This is a genomic window from Hymenobacter tenuis (genome assembly GCF_054780495.1).
Window position 1 is genome coordinate 1,317,910 of the sequence record NZ_BAAGWF010000004.1, and the last position, 20,861, is coordinate 1,338,770.

Sequence of the window (20,861 nt, forward strand, 5' to 3'; positions counted from 1 at the left end):
TTACTTGCCTACTTCCTCGTAGTCTACGTCCGTCACGTTGTCGTGCGGCTGGCCTTGCTGGCCATTGCCACCGGGCTGGCCGGCACCACCGAAGGGGTTGCCACCGTCAGCGCCAGGCTGGCCCTCAGCACCACCTGCGGCGTACATCTCCTGCGAAGCAGCCTGCCATGCAGCGTTGATAGCCTCCATCGACGAGTCGATAGCGCTGATGTCCTTGCTCTCGTGTGCCTTCTTGAGGTCCGCCAGGGCATTTTCAACAGCCGTCTTGTTGCCTGCACTCAGTTTTTCACCGTACTCTTTTAGTTGCTTTTCCGTCTGGAAAATCATGGAGTCAGCGGCGTTGATTTTACCGATGCGCTCGGTTTCGGCTTTGTCGGCTTCGGCGTTGGCAGCAGCTTCATTGCGCATGCGCTCAATATCAGCGTCGGTGAGGCCGGAAGAGGCTTCGATACGAATTTTCTGCTCCTTGCCGGTGCCTTTGTCCTTGGCCGATACGTGCAGAATGCCGTTGGCGTCAATGTCAAAGGTTACTTCGATTTGCGGAACACCACGGGGTGCTGGCGGAATCGAGTCGAGGTGGAAGCGGCCGATAGTACGGTTCTGCGAAGCCAGCGGACGCTCGCCCTGCAGTACGTGAATCTCTACCGAAGGCTGGTTGTCAGAAGCCGTCGAGAAAGTCTCCGACTTCTTGGTAGGAATGGTCGTGTTCGACTCGATCAGCTTGGTCATTACGCCGCCCATCGTTTCGATACCCAGCGAAAGTGGGGTCACGTCGAGCAGGAGCACATCCTTCACTTCGCCGGTCAGTACACCACCCTGAATGGCAGCGCCCACGGCTACTACTTCGTCGGGGTTAACACCCTTTGAAGGCTTCTTGCCGAAGAACTTCTCCACTTCCTCCTGAATGCGGGGGATACGAGTCGAGCCACCTACCAAGATAACTTCATCGATATCCGAAGTGCTCAGGCCGGCATCTTGCAGCGCCTTTTTGCAAGGCTCCATCGAGCGACGCACCAGGTTATCAGCCAGCTGCTCGAATTTCGCGCGGCTCAGCTTTACTACTAAGTGCTTCGGGCCCGAGGCGGTAGCCGTTACGTAGGGCAGGTTAATTTCCGTTTCCGTCGAAGACGACAGCTCTACCTTGGCTTTCTCAGCGGCTTCTTTCAAGCGCTGCAGGGCCATTGCATCTTTGCGCAGGTCGAGGCCTTCGTTTTCGCTGGCGAAAGTCTCCGCCAGGAAGTTGATGATAACTTGGTCGAAGTCGTCGCCACCGAGGTGAGTGTCACCGTTGGTGCTCAGTACTTCGAATACGCCATCACCCAACTCTAGAATCGAGATGTCGAAGGTACCACCACCTAGGTCGTACACGGCAATCTTCTGGTCTTTGTGCTTCTTATCGAGGCCGTAGGCTAGGGCAGCAGCAGTAGGTTCGTTGATGATGCGCTTTACGTCGAGGCCGGCAATGGCACCAGCTTCTTTCGTAGCCTGACGCTGCGCGTCGTTGAAGTACGCAGGAACCGTAATTACAGCTTCCGTTACGGGCTGACCCAAGTAATCTTCAGCCGTCTGCTTCATTTTCTGAAGCACCATAGCCGAAATTTCCTGGGGCGTGTACTGCCGGTCGCCGATTTGTACGGCCACCGTGTTATTAGAACCACGCACCAGTTCGTACGAAACGTGCTTCGACTCTTCCGTTACTTCACCGAAGCCGCGGCCCATGAAGCGCTTGATCGACTGCAACGTGTTCTTGGGGTTGGTAATGGCCTGACGCTTAGCGGGGTCACCTACTTTACGTTCGCCTTTACCGTTATCGAGGAACGCCACGATCGAGGGAGTCGTGCGGCGGCCTTCGCTATTCGGAATCACCACCGGCTCGTTGCCTTCCATTACGGCCACGCACGAGTTGGTGGTGCCGAGGTCAATACCGATTATTTTGCCCATGTGAATGGTTGTTATAGAGGAGTTGAGGTGTCAGATACTACATGCGAATTACTCGCACAGGGGGAATTACAAGACGCGTACCAGCCCCAGAAAAGCGGGTTTTTCGTGACAGATTGTCACTTTGGGATACTACACCAGAAGTATTCGCGACGGTCTGACTTTTACGGGAACTAGTAGGAGAGGATAGCCTGACAGCTGGGCAGCAAGAAAGAATGAGTTTGTGCTGCTAAGTGGTTAGAGGTAGCAAATGCGTTGACGGTTTTAATAAGAGTAGCACCAATCCGCCACTGTCTGTTCCCAGAGTGCCTTATGCTTCCACCAGTAGGGCTCGTGGCCGGACCTAGGAAAATCCTGCCGTCGCTTGGGGCCGCGCAGAGCTGCAAAAACGGCGTCGGTTTCTTGGCGCGTTACGCGTGGGTCGGCTTCGCCCCACAGCAGTAGGGTAGGGGTAGTAATCTGGGTGGCATAGTGTGTCGCATCTAGGTCGAAGGCCCAGAAACGGTTCTCGAGGCCGCCCCACAGCACCAAGAGGTTTGCCATTGGGAAGGAGGGCACATGCATGGAGCGGAAGCGGCTTTGAGCCGTTTCGAGCATGCTGCCGTAAGGGCACTCCAGCAGGTTGGCGGTGGGCTTTACGCCTAGCTCGGCTTCAGCCCGCAACGTGGCTACTGCGCCCATAGAGTTAGCATAAATGAATACTAGGCCTGACCGGCGCTGCAACCACTTGGTAACGGTGGCAACGTCCTCGGCTTCATGGTGCCCTACGGTGCAGACGTTGCCTTCCGAGCCACCGTTGCCTGCAAAATCAGTGAGCAGCACATTATAGCCTAACCGACGAAACGTGCTGGCCTCGGTCAGGAGCTTGCTTTTGGAGCTGGTGTAGCCGTGAAAAAGTGCCACCGTACCACGGGCATTGGGCACCGCACTGTACCAACTTTCCAACCGGCCGTTCGGGCTCTGGAGGTAGATGGCGTTGTACGGAAAAGGCGGCCTAGTAACGTTTGCCGGCTTAGGGTTCTTGATGCCCGTGAGCAGCACCCATAGCTTTTGTGGCCCCGAAAGGTGTTCGGGATTGTTGGTGTGCCGGGCAGTTTCAATAGTAAAATGCGTGAAACGCCACGCGTGAAAAGCCGCTACCAAATTGAGCATGAGAAACCCCAACACGATCAGCAACAGGAATTGCCGACGGCGTTGGGGTTTACTGCGAAAAGAAATGCTAGGCATTAACCACGGCCGTTGCGCCCACCACCAGCCGGGCCCGGCTTGCGAGTAGCACCGCCTCGTCCGGCAGGTTTTGGACCGGGCTTGCTACCGGTTTTGCCTGCTGTGCCTTTGCCGCCCGCCGACTTGCTACCGGGGCCTTTGCCACCAGTTGGCTTGGCATTGAACGTATTTGCTGCGCGGCTTGCGCCGCGGTTACCGGCAGAGCGGCTTTCCGGAGCGCCTTTCTTGGCGCCGCCAGCTGTTCCGCCAAAACCGCCGCGGTTATAGCCGCCGGTGCTGTTTTGAGCAGGTTTGGCATCGGCAGGCCTGATGCCACCGGGCCAATACTCGGATCCTTTATTGGGCGTTTTGAATGTGCCGGCTGCGGCCGTTTGGGCCGCCATGTCTTCGGTGAGGGCCTGTACCTCGGCTTTAGTCAGCTCGCGCCACTGGCCGGGCTGCAGGTCTTCTACTTTCAGATCGGCAATGCTGGCGCGTACAAGGCGTAGCGTGGGGTAGCCGACAGCGGCCGTCATTTTGCGTACCTGCCGGTTCATGCCCTGCGAAATCCGGATCTGCACCCAGCTCGTTGGGATGCTGGCCCGAAAACGCACTGGCTTGCTTCGTTCCCACAGCTGCGGTTCCTCTTCCAGCAATACCACCTCAGCAGGGCTCGTGTAGCCGGTTTTCAGATCCACGCCGCGGCGCAGATTCTCCAGTGCTTCTTCTGTGGGCACACCTTCAACCTGTACCCAGTAAGTTTTAGGTACCTTAAAGCGCGGCTCGGAAAGGCGGTGTTGGAGCTGTTTATCGTCGGTGAGCAGCACGAGGCCTTCGGAGTCATAATCCAGACGGCCGACGGGGTAAATATTGGGAATGCTCACGAAATCCTTCAAGGTTTTCCGGCCGGTTTCGTCGGTAAACTGAGTCAGGACTTCGTAGGGCTTGTTGAGTAGAACGTAACGCATGCTACAAAGTACGGCATCTTTCGCCCATCCGTAACTACGGTAAGGCGGGCTTACAAGCCCGAAGGTGCCTAGCGTTGCTGCAAACGTTTCTTCCGGATACTTTCCGCCATAAGCACACGCACCTCTAGGTTAGGGCGTACCACATATTCGCCGCTGTCCTGAATCATGAGGCCATTGCGCATTTCGTCACGGTAGGCGTGGCGCACTAGGGTTCCGATACGGACGGTGTCAGTGGGGCCCGGAGCCGGCGGGGCCACCGAGCCGTTGATTTGCGCCATCTGGCTTAGGTACAGCAACGAGTCGCGCTTGGTGTACGGGCGGAAGGTAAACTTGCCGGGAAAGTAATTTTTGGGGTCGGAGATGCGGTTTCGCACGAAGTCCTGCACGGCTAGCTCCGCCTGTTGTTCCGTGGTTTTTTGGCAGCTAGCTAGCAGTAGGGTAGCAGGTAGTAAGATCAGAAGGGCGCGGTTCATGCAGATAAAATAGCCTGAAAAATGGGGTAAGATGGGTTGCGCGGCCAACAGGACTTAGTACTGTTTCGGGTTGGCGCGGCTCGAAAACAGAAGCCAAACTTAGTGGGCTGGCAATCAGAAAACGGTATTTCCGTTTAGGTTTCGTGCTCTGGCTAGGGTAGTAAACAACACAGCCGCGGAAATAGAGCCGAAACCTGCCCGGCTAATCTGTAATTTTACGCCAATGTTTCGATTATCTGCTGCCTGCCGCTTGCCTGTTGCCCTTCTTTTGCTTGTTCTGTTGCTAGCCCCGTTCAAGGCCGCAACCGCCGCCGATGCGCCGCCAAAGCGCGAGTTGCGCGGCGTCTGGATTGCTACCGTAGAAAATATTGACTGGCCCAGCAGCCGGGCCCTCAGCCCGGAGCAGCAGCGCCGTGAGTACCGCCGCATGCTCGATGAGCACCAGAAAAGCGGAATTAATGCCCTGTTTGTGCAGGTTCGGCCCGCTTCTGATGCGTTTTACCAAAGTAGCCTGGAGCCCTGGAGTAAGTGGCTGACCGGCCAGCAGGGCAAAGCGCCCGCTCCGTTCTACGATCCGCTACCCTTCCTGATTGAAGAAGCCCACAACCGCGGCATGGAGTTCCACGCCTGGTTTAATCCCTACCGGGCCACCATGGATACGGTTACGCGGCGGCTGGCGCCCAACCACCCGTACCGCCAGCACCCGGAGTGGTTTATTCGTTACTCGGGCAAGCTCTTGTATAACCCCGGCCTGCCGGCGGTGCGCAACTACATCAGCCAGGTGATTCTGGACGTGGTGCGCCGCTACGATATTGATGGCGTCCACTTCGACGACTACTTTTATCCGTACCCCGAAGCCGGCCAGGTTATTCACGATGAAGACGCCTTCGCCCGCTTTAACCCCGACCGCCTGCCACTAGCCGCTTGGCGCCGCCAAAACGTGAATACTCTGGTGCGCGACCTGCACGACACCATTCAGCACACCAAGCGCTGGGTGAAATTCGGCATCTCGCCCTTCGGCGTGTGGCGCAACCAAACCTCTGACCCCAACGGCTCAGCCACCAAAGCCTTCCAGGGCTACGACGGCTTGTATGCCGATGCGCTGGAGTGGCTGCGCGAAGGCTGGGTTGATTATATATTGCCGCAGCTGTACTGGAGCACAGGCTTTAAAGTGGCTCAGTACCCGGTGTTAGTAGAGTGGTGGGCGCGCAATAGCTACGGCCGTCACCTGTACATCGGGCACGGCGCGTACCGGATGCTAGAAAACACCAAGTCGGATACCGTGTGGCGCAACCCGCGGGAACTGCCGCGGCAAGTACGCCTGAACCGGACCTTCCCCACAGAAGTAAGTGGGAGCGTGTTCTTTAGCTCAAAGTCCCTGATGGCCAACGCACTGCATACTACTGACTCGTTGCGGCAGCATGAGTTTCGCTACCCAGCCTTGGTGCCGACCATGCCTTGGCTGGATGCCGTGCCGCCCCGCCCAGCCGAAAACCTCAACATCACCGTTTCGGGAGCCATTAATACGCTTACTTGGCAGCCCAGCCCCGAAGCCGCCGACGGTGACAAAGCCGCCTACTACGGCCTCTACCGATTCGAGTCCGACCAAACGCCTACCCCCGACGACCCGCGCAACCTACTGGTAGTGCTGCGGCCTCAGCCCGGCCGGGGCCTGGTTTTTGTGGATACCACGGCCCGCGCCGGTCAAGCTTACGCCTATTACCTCACTGCCTTCGACCGCCTGCATAATGAAAGCCGCCCGATATCAGTACGTACTACGGGTCGCGCCGCCGAAATTATAGTGGCCCAAACGGCGCCACCCGAGCCGGCTCCTGTTGTGGCATCAGCTCCGGTTCCTAGCCCAACGCCGCCCGCCCGTCCGGTGCCGCGCCCCGTGGTGCCACGGCCAACCCGAGTAGGTAGCGCCACTGGCACTACCACCAAAGTGAAAGTAAAAACCAAGTCCAAGCGTCGCGGCGGCTTCTTCCAACGCATCTTCGGACGGTAAACTCGAAGTAGAAATACTACACATGGTATAAAAGCTCCTTTCTTATCACAGAAAGGAGCTTTTTTTACAAAACACTTTCAAGTTACTAGCTCTCTTGGTCAGTCAAAGTGTTGTAGTGTCTTATAGGATAGGTTAAGTAGCTATGGCCAGTAAGTTTTAAGTTTCTGCCACTGTGTGGGTTCGTTAGCTTTCGTATTTTCCCGAATGCAAACCACTACGCAGGCTGCCCAGCATACCACTCATACTACTCCCATCGCGGAAGCATCGCAACCCGGGCGCCTCGTCAGCCTCGATGTGTTTCGGGGCATCACCGTCATGGCCATGATTTTGGTGAACAACCCCGGCGACTGGGGCCACATTTATGCCCCGCTGGAGCACGCGCACTGGCACGGCTGCACCCCCACCGACCTGATTTTTCCCTTCTTCCTGTTCATTGTCGGCGTCAGCATTACCTACTCGCTCGATGCTGCCCGCCTCCGGCCCGAAATGCACAGCCGTACGATGCTGCGGATTTTAAAGCGGTCGGCCATTCTGTTTGGGCTAGGGCTTTTTTCGGCGCTGTTTCCGGCTTTCGATTTCAGCACGGTGCGTATTCCGGGTGTGTTGGCGCGCATAGCAGTGGTGTTTTTGGTATGTGGCATCCTCTTTCTGAAAACTTCGCGCCGCCAGCAACTCGGGCTGTTGGCGTTGTTGCTGATTACCTATAATGTGCTGCTACAAGTGGTGCCTGTGCCCGGCAACGGCCCCGCTAACTTGGAGGCCAGCACCAACCTAGGAGCCTGGCTCGACCGCACTCTACTCGGCGAAGCGCATCTTTGGAAACAAAGCCGCACTTGGGACCCCGAAGGCTTGCTGAGCACTCTGCCAGCTATTGGCACGGGCTTACTTGGCTTGCTGGCCGGTCAATGGCTGCGCCGGAAAGACGTAGAGCCGGCCACCCGAGTAGCCTGGCTGTTTGTGGCCGGTGGCGCTTGCGTACTGCTGGGCCTAATCTGGAACGGCTGGTTTCCCATCAACAAAAGCCTCTGGACGAGCTCCTATGTATTATACAGCGGCGGCCTCGCGCTGGCTACATTGGCCGGCCTCTACTGGCTTACCGATGTGCAGGGCTACCGCCGCTGGATACTGGCGCCGCTGGTGTTCGGCGTCAATGCCATTACCGTGTTCTTCCTTTCCAGCCTGATTCCGCGCCTGCTGAACATGATACCGGTGACGGGAGCCGACGGGCAGCCAACTGGCCTACGCAACTGGCTCTACGACACGTTTTTCGTACCATACTTCAGCCCCGTAAACGCTTCCTTGGCTGGCGCGCTGGTGTGCGTACTGATCTGGCTGGTAGTGCTGTGGCTGATGTATCGGCGCAACATCATTATTAAGGTTTGAGCCGATAGAGGACCTAGGCGGCGCAGCCTAGTCCGATAATTTCTCGTACTTCGGGAGATGAAAAACTTCCTGATGTTGGCTGCGATGCTGGCCTTAGTCACCCCGGCTGCTACCGCCCAAACTTCCGGTGCTACTACCAGCACGGCCGCGCCGCTTTCGGCCGGACAGCGCAAAGCTGCCGAAGACCTGTTGGTGGCCACCGACTCTGAAAAGAACCTGGCCACTACCATTGACCGGATGCTGACCTCCCAAATGGAGCAGAACCCGGGCATGAAAGTAGTGGAGCCGGAAATGCGTGCTTATCTCAACAAGTACATGAGCTGGTCCTCGATGAAGGAGGATATGGTGCAGCTCTACGCCCGCGAATTCAGCGAGAAAGAGCTTAAGGAACTAGCCAAGTTCTACCGTACCCCAACGGGGCGCAAAACCATCACCAAAATGCCCGAGCTGATGCAGGCCGGCATGGAAATAGGGCAGAAGCGTATGCAAGAGCACATGCCCGAGCTTCAGCAAGCCATTGCCGAAAAAATGAAGACACAGTCGCCAACACCCGACGTGAAATAGGATCCTGCGGGAACGCTAAGAAAGCGGGCGGTTTACCGTACTGCTGGCCCTAGGTCCGGCAGTACGGTAAACCGCCCGCTTTCGCGTTATAATGCTTATAGGTTTTAAGTGAACTCGTACCCCTCGAAATCTAGTCGGAGCTTGGTTTTAAGCAGCTTGCCGGTAGCCGTGTGCGGCAGCTGCTCCACAAATTCTACAGCCTCCGGAATCCACCAGCGGGCTACTTTTCCTTCATAGAAAGCGAGCAGCTCCTCGGCGCTGATGTCCGTTTCCTGCTTGCGCACCACTACCAGCAGGGGCCGCTCGCTCCATTTGGGGTGCGGTACGCCAATAACGGCCGCTTCTGCCACCGCCGGATGCCCTACGGCCAGGTTTTCGAGCTCAATGCTGGAAATCCACTCGCCGCCCGACTTGATGACGTCCTTGCTGCGGTCCGTGATTTGCATGAAGCCGTCTGGGTCGATGGTGGCTACGTCGCCGGTCCGGAACCAGCCGCTTCGGGTTAGCTCACCGGGGTGCTCGGCTCTGAAATAGTCGGCCACAATGAAAGGCCCGCGCACCAGCAAATCGCCGAATGCCGCGCCATCGTGGGGCAGCTCACGGCCTTCGTCGTCCACAATCTTCATATCCACCCCGAAAATAGAGCGGCCCTGCTTGGTCTGGATGGCAAACTGTTCGTCGGGACTGAGGCTGAGCTGTTGGGGCTTTAGGGTGCACACGGTGCCTAGGGGCGAGGTTTCCGTCATGCCCCAGGCGTGCCGAATTACTACCCCTAATTCTTCATCAAAGGCCTTCAGCAGCGCCGGTGGGCAGGAGGCCCCGCCCACAATCATTTGCCTGAGGGTAGAAAAATGCAGCTTTTTCTCCCGCATAAACGTCAGCAGGCCAAACCAAATGGTAGGCACGCCGGCCGTAAACGTTACACCTTCTTGCTCATACAGCTCATACAGGCTGGCCGCATCAAGGCCGGGGCCGGGCATCACGAGCTTGCAGCCATTCATGGGCGCCGCATACGGAATACCCCAAGCATTAACATGGAACATGGGCACCACCGGCAATACCACGTCGCGGGCGGAGCAGTTGAAGCCATCGGGCAGGGAGGCGGCGTAGGTGTGCAGCAGCGTGGAGCGGTGCGAGTACAACACGCCCTTAGGCTGATCGGTAGTGCCGGAGGTGTAGCAAAGCGAGGAGGCCGTATTTTCATCGAACACGGGCCACTCATACGCGCTGTTCTGGGCCGATAGTAGGTCTTCGTAGCAGCGCAAGTCGGGTAAGGTAGTGGCTTCCGGCATGTGGGCTCGGCCGGTCATCAGAATCCAACTTTCTACTGTGGGGCAGCTAGGGGCAAGCTTTTCCACGAGTGGCAAAAACGTCAGGTCGAAAAACAGTAGCCGGTCTTCGGCGTGGTTGATGATGTACACCAACTGCTCGAAAAACAGCCTAGGGTTAATGGTGTGGCAAACCGCCCCCATGCCCGAAATGCCGAAATACAGCTCGAAGTGCCGGTGCGTGTTCCAGGCCAACGTGCCTACCCGGTCGCCATTCCGGATGCCTAACTCCGTAAGCCCATTGGCCAGTTGCTTACTACGCTGATGAGCGGCGGCATACGTGTAGCGGTGCATGCCGCCCTCCGGGAGCCGCGACACAATTTCAGTATTAGAATGCCACTTGGCGGCGTGTTCCAGCAGCCCCGCAATACGCAGGGGTTCGTTCATCATGAGGCCTAGCATAGCAACAGAACAGGTTGGAGTGGGAAGTTGCGGATTAAGCTACCGAAAAACTAAGGGTATTCCTTACTGGGCGGGTCATAACAAGCGCGGCACTTGCACCTTAGTAGTTTATCGAACAGTTCCGGTTACTAGTCATCCGGTAGTAAGGACTACGCCAGGCATATGCTTAAGGATCAGTAGTTGTATTATTTCATGTATTAACATATTTATATTTTTATTATATATAGGAATTAAGTAACATAATATAATGGTAATCCGAACTAATGGAGCAATTAATGGCATACTAACCTCTACCCTGATAAATTTGGGCTAGGCATTTACAGTAGTATTATGTTGATGCTTTATAGTAATGATTTGTACCAATACCTGATCTGTTTACATGAAAACAACCTTACGATTATTAGGCGCTTTTTGGGCGCTGCTGCCCTTGGGGGCACAAGCACAGGGGGAATGCGGGGCAGCCTCTAACACCTTTAATTTTACCACCGCCGCTGCGCAAGATTGGAAGACCCGGTCGGCTAGTGTGGGCGTTACCACATTTACTACCAGTGGATTCAGCCCCACCGGCAGTGTTGCAACCTTTGCAACGGTTGGCACTTCGGGAATCCGGTGGGCAGCTGATTATGGTAATCAAACCAACAACACATCTTCGGTTACCATCACGTTTAGCCGCGCGGTGTCCAACCTCAAGATTGTTGTGAATGGCATTGATCGGAATGGTCAGTCAGGAAACCAAAACGACTATCAGGATGCGGTAACGTTCAATGGCTACACCTCGGATGTGGTAGCTCCTGGCAATCTTATTTCTTTGGCTTCGGCAAATATTGCTCGGCCCGCCCGCCTTACCGTGGCTGGTAATACGGTAAGTGACCAGTCGGCGAACAATCAGGGAACCGGAGCCACTACAGTTACCTTTCCGAGCGCAGTTAAAAAGCTGGTTCTCACTTTCGCTAATACGCAAACGGCCGACAATAATCCCGGCAGTCAGGAGGTGGCTATTGCCTCGCTCTCTTGGTGCAAGCTAACCCCTACGGCGGCGAATGATGCCCTGACCGCCTCCTACACCGCAAGCCCAACAATAGATGTAGCTGCCAACGATGCGGCAGATGGCAGCTTCTCGCTGGACTTAAACCCAGCCACCACCGCCATTGATGCAGCTTACACTGACGCGAATGGAATTACGTACAGCGCTTCGGCAGCCGGGGAGATAGTAGTAACTAACTCCGGCAAGTTTGTCGGAAACGCGGTGCTCCCGTATGCTTTCGTTGACAACGCGAATCAGAAGGCAACGGCTAACCTCAGCCTTACGCTGACCAATGCCGCTCCCGTAGGAGCTGATTATCAAGTAACGCGCTCTTACAACACCACTACGGCCATTAATCTGCTGCAAAATGTTGCGGATGCAGATGGGGTAGCTACCATACTAGGAGCCACTCTTGATCTTAACCCTGCTCTGGAGCGTCGGCAGGCAACTTATACCATTGCCAACCAAGGCACGTTTACGGTAGATGATAATGGCCTCGTGACATTTGCGGCCAGCAATAGCTTTGTTGGTACTAGCACCCTAGCGTATACCATTCAGGATGAGAAAGGGCTGGTGTCGGCTCCGAAGCAGCTGAGACTTACTACAACGAGTGTGGCCCCAGTGGCCGTGAATGATGCGGCTACCCGCTCTAACACGGCTCGCTCAGTTATCTATATTCTGAGCAATGATACGGACGCCGATAACGATATTGATCCGGCTACGGTAGACCTGAACCCTGCCACTACCGCCCGCGAGACGAGCTTTACGGATGGCAGCAAGGGCACGTACACAGTTGATGAATTCGGCCTGATTTCATTTGCGGCTCAAGGTACCTACACGGGCACCAGCACGCTCTCCTACATTGTTCGAGACGCCAAGGGCAATGCTTCTAACGCGGCTACCCTCACGCTCACGGTGGTTCAGACGCTGGCAAACAACGACTCGAACGTAACACCGAGAAACAACGCCGTGTCAGGTAACGTCCTGATCAACGACAACAACCGAGTTGGTACTAATCTAACGGTAGCTACTACAGCGGTTACGGCTCCCACAAAAGGCAGCGTAACCATCTCAGAGGATGGTAACTATACCTACACGCCGAATACTAACTATGTAGGAAATGACTCTTTCGTATATCGGGTAAGCGACGGCGGCCTGTCGTCGGTAGCGACGGTAAACATAACCGTGTACGACCCGGCAGTAGCCTGCACCCAGGCTACCGGCCCCAACCTGCTGAAAAACCCGGGCTTTGAGCTAGGCAACACCGGCTTCCAAACCGACTATGTATATGTTGCCAACCAAAGCGGTGTTACGAATGAACTGGTTCCGGAGGGGCTGTATGCAGTAGGTACCAGCGCCGCCGACTACCACCCGAACTTTGCCCAGACGGGTAGGAGTGGGAACTTCCTAATGATCAACGGCAGCAATACCATCAAGAAGCTGTACTCGCAGACGATTAAGGTACAGCCCGGCAAGTACTACAACTTCTCGGCGTGGGTAAACAACATTCTGGCTAACACTACCACTACTACCGCCGACGACCCGGTATTTGGTTTCGTAATCAACGGGGTGGCTACCTCCGAAATTACCTCCATTCCGGAGGCGCCTAACTCCTGGGTAAAGCTCAGCGACATCTGGTTCTCGGGTACCAACACCACAGCTACCTTCGAAATCGTAAACGTATCGATTGTACAAGGCGGCAACGACATGGGCATTGATGATGTGTACTTTGGGACTTGCAACGAGGCCCCCAAGGCGCAAGACGACCTTGTGCTAGTGCCTTCTATTGTGCCTACTACTTTCTCGGCTCTCGATAACGACATTGACGATGGTGGCATTGAGGGCAACAGCCTACTGCTATTCAGCTCGAAAGCAGCTACCGGCAACGGGGCCAAGTCTATCGATAAAGCGGAAGGAAAGTTTAACGCAGATGCCGCTACTGGCAGAATTACCTTCACGCCCGCGAGCGGCTTTACAGGCTCTACTAGCATTGCCTATAAAGGAAAAGACGCTGCCAATGCTGAAAGCACGGTGGCTGCTATCACGGTGCGGGTAGGCCCCATCACGGCCGACGACAGCCAGGATATGTCGGGCAGCCGCGTGGCTACGCTTGATGTCGTTTCCAACGACCAGGACGTAGATGGCGTGGACCCTGCTACCGTGGATCTGGACCCTGCTACCCCTGAGCAGGACGTAAACCGCGTGGTGCCTAACGTGGGAGTATATCGGGTGAACAGCGCGGGTGTAGTCACCTTCACGCCCGTTGCCACGTTTGCCGGCACTACCACTATCCAGTACAGCGTGCGAGATTTTGTGGGGGCACCCTCCAGCCCCTCTACCATTTCCGTGAAGTTGTCGCAGCCGTTGCCTGTTGAGCTCACGCAGTTTGATGCCGTAGCCAAGCAGGATGATGCTCTGGTAACCTGGACGACTATCATGGAGAAAAACAGCGACCATTTTGACATCGAGCGTTCCGTAGATGGCCGTTCGTTCAGCAAGGTGGGTACGGTAAAAGGCCAGGGCTCTACCACCCAGGAACACCGCTACCGCTTCATTGACGGTAAAGCCCGCTTGGTAGGGGCGCTGCTGTACTATCGTCTGCGCCAGGTAGATACTGATGGTACTTTCCAGTACTCCTCGGTGAAGACCGTGAAATTCGCTGAGCAGCTGCCCACTTCCTACACGGTAGGGTTGGTGCCGAACCCCACCCTAGGCAGCACCGTCCTGGACCTGAGCAGCCTGCCCGCCGGTACCTATACAGTTGATATTATTGATGTAACGGGCCGGGTATTGCAGATTGGTAAGGCCACTGGTGGTGCGCTTTCCGCGCTGGATGTGCAGCAGTTTGCCAAGGGTGTTTACATCATTAAGGTGCACAACGCCGCCATCAGCATCACGCAGCGGCTAGTGAAAGAGTAGCCTAGCGCAGAGTAGTTAGCGATACAAAAAGCCCGCCAGATGATTCTGGCGGGCTTTTTTTGTTTTAACCGGCAGGGTTAACTGGTCAATCGGGGCTAGGAGGACTACTAGGCAGCTGAAACTTCAAAAGCTACTGTTCAGGTGCTAGGTGATATTGTACTGTTGACTTGTACAAAATTGGGTTTACACAGAAGGTGACCAATAAGATTCATATAGAAGCTGTTAGCGAAGTTGCAGCGGTTCAGCTTATCCTGGTTAAGTTGTATATAGAGTTAAGAATAAGCCTGAATTATTGAAATAATTTCATGTAATAGATGCTATAATGATTAATATGATAATATATGGACATAATAATTGCGAAAATTGTTAAAAAAGTTAAAACCACGGGCAGAGGGTTTAGCGTAGATATGGCGCTGCCACAGGTATAGTAGACTCGGAGTGAACTGCTCTTGCTCCCGATAGTACTCTGCCGATAGATGAGCGCCTGAGCAGAGGAGCCATATCAGTAGCACGCCAAACTTCTTTCTTACCCTCCCTTCCACAACCTTATGAAGAAACTTTTAGTGGTCTTCGCTTTCGCTAGTGTGTCAGCCGGAAGCGCATTTGGTCAGGCAACCATTGATCCGGCCTTGCAGGCTGCCTTCAAAAGCAGCCCCGTAGCGCAGGTTGTCGTAACATTTAAGGGCAACGGAGCGCCATTGCTTTCGCAAATTGGTCTGTTGCGCAGTCTGGGCATAACGCAGGGTATTACATTTCAGGCCGTGCCGGTTGCCGGCGTACTTGCTACCGCAGCCCAGGTAAATGCCCTCGCCAAGAATCCTGAAGTTAAATCACTGTATTTCAATAAAAAGCTAACGTACTACAACTACAACGATACACACCTGACCGGAGTAAAACGCCTGCGGGTAGATCAGGAAATGACGGCCCGCAACAAAGGAGTTCCGGTATCGGGACGCGGCATTGGGGTGCTCATTAATGACAGCGGCGTAGATGGTACGCACGAGGACATTAAGTTTGGAACTCACCTAGTACAGAACACGCTCGGTAGCACCAACCTCAATGCCTTGAGCGCTTTGCTGCCCGTAACCTACCTAGAAGGAGTAGCGAATACCGACACCAACTCGGGCCACGGCACGCACTGCGCAGGCACCGTAGGCGGTAACGGCTCCAAGTCGAATGGCAAATACGAGGGCGTAGCTCCCGGGGCATCCTTGCTTGGGTATGGTTCCGGTGGTGCTCTGCTGGTGCTTGATGCCATTGGTGGCTTCGATTACGCGCTTACGCACCAGTACCAGTATAATATTCGGGTGGTAAGCAACTCTTTTGGCTCCAGCGGTGATTTCGACCCCAACGACCCAATTAACGTGGTGACCAAGAAGGTGTATGACCGCGGTATGGTGGTTGTGTTTGCGGCCGGCAATGAAGGCCCGGGCGCTGATACGCACAACCCTTACGCCATTGCCCCCTGGACCATCTCGGTGGGTGCCGGTGACAAGGATGGGAAACTAGCCGACTTCTCGTCGCGTGGGGTGCGCAATGAGGGTGGCATCTTTACCGTGGATGGCCAAACCTGGACGTATAAAAATGAGCCGGTTATTGTAGCGCCTGGAGTAGACGTGGTTTCAACGCGGGCCATAGCGCCGGTTTCGTCGCTAGGCACTCAGAAGGACGTAGAGCTGCTGCAACCTGCTGAGGTTCCGTTTTATACCCACATGAGCGGTACTTCTATGGCTACGCCGCACGTAGCCGGGGTAGTGGCGCTTATGCTGGAAGCGAACCCAGCGTTGGCACCAGCCCAGGTGAAGCAGCTGATTCAGGAAACGGCTACCAACATGCCCGGCCGCGAAACGTGGGAAGTGGGCTCTGGCTACATCAACGCCTATGCGGCCGTAGACAAAGCCTTCCGAGGCTCTGCCTTTGGCTCGACGGTGAATGCCAGTCGCCGCTTCAACAGCAGCGTGAACTCGCAGAGCACTACCGAAACCTACTCCATCAACTACAACCCGGCGCTGGCGGCCGGTAACCAGACCACCTTTGCGGTGGCATCGGGCACCAACAGCCTGGAGGCTAAAATAATTGCCGGTGGTATTTCGGGGCTGAGCGGTAATGCTCTTAACCTGATTCTAATTGATCCGAATGGCGTGGAGCATCGCTCGGGCATTCCGGCGGCTTTTGCCCTGTACCAAGATAGGAGCGTAGCCGTTGGCTCGCCTGTTGCCGGAACCTGGACGCTTAAGGTAGACGGGTTGAATGGCGTGGCTATTCCCGAAACCGTAACGGCCTCTCTTACCAAACTTACGGTGAGCGGAACCACAGGCCTGCTGGATATTGCAGGGCACCCGGCCGAAGCATCTATTAAAGCTGCCGTAAACAGCCGCCTGATGGATGGCCTGAGCAACGGTTTTAAGCCCGATCAGAACCTGACGCGCTTGCAGCTGGCTGACTACCTCATGATGGGCCAGGGCATCCGGCAACTGCTGCCAACCACAGGCGCCCGCTCTTTCTCCGACGTATCAACTGTTGCCGACATTTTGCTAACGGAATCAGTGGTAGCCAAAGGTGCCGCCCTGCGCGACCGTTTTCATCAGTACAATGGGGTGATGCTGCCGAGCGCGCCGGGTACGTTCTCGCCGAGCGGGGTAGTTGATCGGGCGGCCCTAGCGTATTCGCTGGTGCAGGGCCTGGGCTTCCAGCAGAATGCCTTGGAGTGTAATGGTAAGCCCGTAACGGTGCAGGCCGCTGGTAAAACGCTGGTAGTAGAGGATGCCGGTACCATTCCGGCTGGTCTCGAAGGCTACGTGAGTGTTGCCCTGGAGCTGGGGCTGATTAACGCCTACTACACCCTGACGCAGGGCCCCAACGACCTAGAGCCTGTGCTGCACGCCACCTTCAAGCCCGCTCAGCGTGTAACCCGGGCCGATTTTGCCGTTATCGTAACGCGCACCTTCACGCAGTGGGAAGCCCTGACGCAGCCGGCTATGCAGGCCCGCGGCACTGCCGCTACTACTGCATCAGCTACTAGCCTGGCTAAGCTCAGCAAAGAGGTTGCCGCTTACCCAAACCCCTTCTCGGGCCGCACCACCATCAGCTACAGCCTCCCACAAGAGGGCGCCGTAACGGTAGAAGTGTACAACGTGCTGGGACGTAAAGTGAAAACCCTGGTTGACGGAGCACAGTCGGCGGGTAGCCACCAGGTTGAGTTTGACGGCAGCAGCCTGTCGCGCGGTACGTACCTGTTTAAAGTGAAAACCGGCAACCAAGTGTCTTCGCAGCGCCTGGTATTGCAATAAGCTTCGGCTTGATAGTCACACAAAAAAGCCCCGGCCAGTTGGCCGGGGCTTTTTTAATTCTCGTGCGGGACGGTGCTTTCCACGGCTTGTTTCTGCGGCTGGCGGATGCTTTCTAGGGCTACCTGCAATACGCCGGAGCGCACACTCAGCTCGGTGATTTTGTTGTTGCGTCGTGTTGGGTTCACGCGGTTGGTCAGCACAATGCAGGTTAGTTCTTCCTTGGGGTCAACCCAAAAGTAGGTGCCCGTAAAGCCGGTGTGGCCATAGCTGAGCTGCGACACGCTTTTGGCTGAGTTTAGGGCCGGGTTGGTTGCGGGCCTATCGAAGCCTAGGGCGCGGCGGTTATCGGGGCAGAACTGGCATTTGGTGTACTCAGCTACAGTTTCGGGCTTTAGAAGCTGCTGCCCGCCATACTTGCCATTCCAGGCGTAGAGCTGCACCAGTTTTGCTAAGTCATTGGCATTACCGAACAGACCCGCGTGGCCCGAGAGGCCCCCAAGCAAAGCAGCACCTTCATCGTGCACCGTGCCGTGCAGCTGGCCGTGACGAAACAGCGAGTCGTATTCCGTGGGCGCGATGCGGCTGCGCGGGAAGCGGCGGGTGGGGTTGTAGCCGAGGGTAGTAGCGCCCAGCGGCCGGTAGATTTCGTCCGTCACGAATAGGTCCAGCGACTTACCCGTGGCCGACTTGATGAAGCGCGGATACATGATAAACGACAAATCGGAGTACACATAGCCCGGCTTCTCGTTCAGCGGCGACTCGGCAATGGCTTTGGTGATGCGCTCCGGGAAATCTTTGCGGGCCCATAGGTTGGGGCCGGCGGGCAGCGGGAACCGAGCCGAGGAATCGGGGCGGAAGAAGCGGCGGTTTAGCTCCGAAGGTTGGGTAGCAGATACCTCCTTGGCATCGGGGCTTTTACCCAGGAGCGCGTTGAAGAGGCCGCGGGGCTTGGTGTAGTCTTTCCAGAATGGTATCCAGGCTTTCAGGCGGGCTTGGTGCGTGAGCACATCGCGCAACTTCAGGTCCTGCTTGTTGGTGCCTTGGAACTCCGGAAACAGCTGGCCTAGGGTCATGTCGGGCGAAAACTTGCCGGCCTCCTGGAGCTTCATCAGGGCGGGCAGCGCGGCCGTTACTTTCGTTAGGGAGGCTAGGTCGTAAAGGTCGGTGTTGCGGACGGGGCGGCTGGGCTTGCCAGCCTGGGCTGGTGAGTTCTGGAAAGAGTGCGTGCCGTAGCTTTTGCGCAGCACTACCACCCCGCGCCGGGCAATAACCACCTCGCCCCCAGGAAACGCTTGGGCGGCCACGGCGCCATTCATGATGGAGTCGACGCGGGCTTCGAGGTTGTTGTTCATGCCCACGGCCTCGGGGAAGCTGTAGCGCAGCCGCATGCCACCCTGGGTTGCTAGCCCCGTGCCGTAGCTAAACCGATCCGAAACTGTAACGGGCAATTTTCCGCTAGCCGAAACGCCGCCAAAAATAACTTCGGCGGCTACTTCCTGGGCGTTTCTGCTTTCCTGGTAGGCCAGCACCACAGCATCGGCGCGCTCCAAGTCCCGGACTTTGGCCACGGCGTAGGCATTGCCAAATACCGTTACCACCATCTTCTGGCCTTTACTGCCCAGCTCACGCAACAGCACATTGGTTTCAGGAGTCACGCCGAAGTTGGTGGCGGGCAGTCGGCCCAGGTTGTTGAGGCCCACCAGCACCGTGTTGTAGGCTTTCAGCGTTTCACGCATGCTAGTCAGCTCATCCATGCTCGCGGTGGCCGACAGCCAAAAGTGGCGCACCGGCGCGTAATCAGCCACCATGCGCTGAAAATCGGTGGTGTCTTTGGTGCCGATAGTGAGGGTAGCAAGGCGCAAGGTGTCGAGGCGCTGCAGGGGTAGCAGGGTTTTCTGGTTGCGCAGCACCGTCATGCTCAACTCCGTGAGGTGCTGGCTTAGGTACTGAGCGCGGGGCGTGTTCAGGTCGGCCGTGATGTTCTTGAGCTCAATGGGGCGGTACTTGTTCAGGCCTGCCCATTCCTTGAGGGCTAGTACTTTGCGGCAGCGGGCGTCCAGGTCTTCCTGGCTCAGCTCGCCGCGGTTGATGGCCGCGCGCACCATTTGCAGGGCCAGCGGAATATTCTTTGAGAACTCCAGCACATCGTTGCCGGCAATGAGCGCGCGCAGGTCGGCATCACCGGGAGGATACTTGCTGATGACGCCCTTCATGTTCATGGCATCGGTGAAGATGATGCCCTCAAAACCCAGCTTCTGCTTGAGCAAGCCCTGAATGATGGGCTTGGATAAAGTGCTAGGCATGCCGGTGGTGTCAAGAGCCGGAATGTTGAGGTGCGCCACCATCATGCCGCCAATACCGCGCTCCATCAGGCTTTTGAAGGGGAACAGCTCCAGCGTATCGATACGCTTTTTGTCAATGCGGAGCAGGGGCAGGGCCAGGTGCGAGTCGGTGTCGGTGTCGCCGTGACCGGGAAAATGTTTGGCTACGGCTAGCACGCCCGCATCCTGCATGCCCTTCATGTAGAGGTAGCTTTTCTCGGTTACGTTTTCGCGGTTTTCGCTCCAGCTGCGGTACCCGATGACGGGGTTGGCGGCGTTGTTATTCACATCAACCACCGGCGCGAAATTGACGTGCATGCCCAGGCGTTTGAATTGCGCGGCTACCTCCGTACCCATATCATAGAGCAGCTGGTTTTCCCGGATGCCGCCCATGCTCATCTGAAATGGAAAGCGCTGCACGCTATCTAGGCGCATGCCCACGCCCCATTCGGCATCCATAGCTACCAGCAGCGGTACTTTGCTTTGGCTTTGGTAGCGGTTTAGGAGCTTACTCTGGCGCACCGGTCCGCCCTGAAAGAAGATCAGGCCGCCAATGCCGTACTGCTGAATCAGGGCCGACACGGAGTCTTCATCAATACGCTTACGGTTGGAGTACGCGGCCACCATAAAGAGCTGGGCCACGCGCTGGTCGGGCGTCAGGGTTTTCATCACCGAGTCAACCCACCGCGACTGAGCAAGCTGCGGTGCAAATGGCACCGGCAGGTTACGGGTTTTTGCAACGGGTGCCGGCTTTTTGGCGGTTGCGGGCTTGGGGGCAGCTAGTGCTTTCTTCGGGGCAGTTGGGCGCCGAGATGCCGAAACAGTAGTTTTCTTTTTGGTGGGTAGCTTTTTGCGGCGCTGGGCCGTACCATCGGTGGCGCTTAGCAGCGCTAGTAGCAGCCACAAAAGCGAGAGGAGACGAGGGAAAGACAAAGGAAGTCGCGGCAAGTGAAATGGGTAAGATGCGAATTTAGGTGAAACACGGAGGATAGAAGGCATGAGGGCAACGGGCAGTCCTCGAAGCGGTTTCGGAAGGA

Annotated in this window: 11 protein-coding genes; 5 read left to right on the forward strand and 6 right to left on the reverse strand. The window is 56.3% G+C overall.

The annotated features are described in order from the left end of the window. The 4 genes from dnaK to ACYVGU_RS19195 form a co-directional block, all read right to left on the reverse strand. A complete protein-coding gene (gene dnaK, locus ACYVGU_RS19180; RefSeq protein ID WP_460623365.1) occupies nt 1–1,941 on the reverse strand; it encodes an Hsp70 family protein in 1,941 nt (646 codons plus the stop codon). A 261-nt stretch (nt 1,942–2,202) separates the two neighbouring features. Then, on the reverse strand, nt 2,203–3,090 hold the full coding sequence (locus tag ACYVGU_RS19185) for an alpha/beta hydrolase (protein ID WP_460623366.1): 888 nt from the start codon (nt 3,088–3,090) through the stop codon (nt 2,203–2,205). A 74-nt stretch (nt 3,091–3,164) separates the two neighbouring features. Next, entirely contained in the window at nt 3,165–4,112 is a 948-nt protein-coding gene (locus tag ACYVGU_RS19190; RefSeq protein WP_460623367.1) for a pseudouridine synthase family protein, read from the reverse strand. 68 nt (nt 4,113–4,180) lie between these two features. After that, on the reverse strand, nt 4,181–4,585 hold the full coding sequence (locus tag ACYVGU_RS19195) for a hypothetical protein (protein WP_460623368.1): 405 nt from the start codon (nt 4,583–4,585) through the stop codon (nt 4,181–4,183). 223 nt (nt 4,586–4,808) lie between these two features. Here ACYVGU_RS19195 and ACYVGU_RS19200 point away from each other — a divergent pair, with 223 nt between their 5' ends. The 3 genes from ACYVGU_RS19200 (at nt 4,809) to ACYVGU_RS19210 (ending at nt 8,540) form a co-directional block, all read left to right on the forward strand. Then, nucleotides 4,809–6,593, forward strand: coding sequence for a glycoside hydrolase family 10 protein (locus tag ACYVGU_RS19200; protein WP_460623369.1), 1,785 nt, complete (start codon nt 4,809–4,811; stop codon nt 6,591–6,593). A gap of 204 nt (nt 6,594–6,797) precedes the next feature. Continuing rightward, nucleotides 6,798–7,976 carry an acyltransferase family protein gene (locus ACYVGU_RS19205; protein WP_460623370.1) on the forward strand — a complete coding sequence of 393 codons (1,179 nt, stop codon included), beginning with the start codon at nt 6,798–6,800 and terminating at the stop codon, nt 7,974–7,976. A gap of 57 nt (nt 7,977–8,033) precedes the next feature. Continuing rightward, complete coding sequence (locus tag ACYVGU_RS19210) at nt 8,034–8,540, forward strand: DUF2059 domain-containing protein (RefSeq protein WP_460623371.1); 507 nt, start codon at nt 8,034–8,036, stop codon at nt 8,538–8,540. A gap of 104 nt (nt 8,541–8,644) precedes the next feature. Here ACYVGU_RS19210 and ACYVGU_RS19215 read toward each other — a convergent pair whose 3' ends face one another. After that, nucleotides 8,645–10,270: a 3-(methylthio)propionyl-CoA ligase gene (locus ACYVGU_RS19215; protein ID WP_460623372.1), complete on the reverse strand. Its 1,626-nt coding sequence runs from the start codon at nt 10,268–10,270 to the stop codon at nt 8,645–8,647. Between the two features lie 379 nt (nt 10,271–10,649). Here ACYVGU_RS19215 and ACYVGU_RS19220 point away from each other — a divergent pair, with 379 nt between their 5' ends. Both ACYVGU_RS19220 and ACYVGU_RS19225 read left to right on the forward strand, forming a co-directional pair. After that, nucleotides 10,650–14,213, forward strand: coding sequence for an Ig-like domain-containing protein (locus ACYVGU_RS19220; protein ID WP_460623373.1), 3,564 nt, complete (start codon nt 10,650–10,652; stop codon nt 14,211–14,213). 548 nt (nt 14,214–14,761) lie between these two features. Beyond that, nucleotides 14,762–17,503 carry a S8/S53 family peptidase gene (locus ACYVGU_RS19225; protein WP_460623375.1) on the forward strand — a complete coding sequence of 914 codons (2,742 nt, stop codon included), beginning with the start codon at nt 14,762–14,764 and terminating at the stop codon, nt 17,501–17,503. 53 nt (nt 17,504–17,556) lie between these two features. Here ACYVGU_RS19225 and ACYVGU_RS19230 read toward each other — a convergent pair whose 3' ends face one another. Continuing rightward, a complete protein-coding gene (locus tag ACYVGU_RS19230; protein ID WP_460623376.1) occupies nt 17,557–20,757 on the reverse strand; it encodes a glycoside hydrolase family 3 N-terminal domain-containing protein in 3,201 nt (1,066 codons plus the stop codon). Nucleotides 20,758–20,861: the final 104 nt, after the last annotated feature.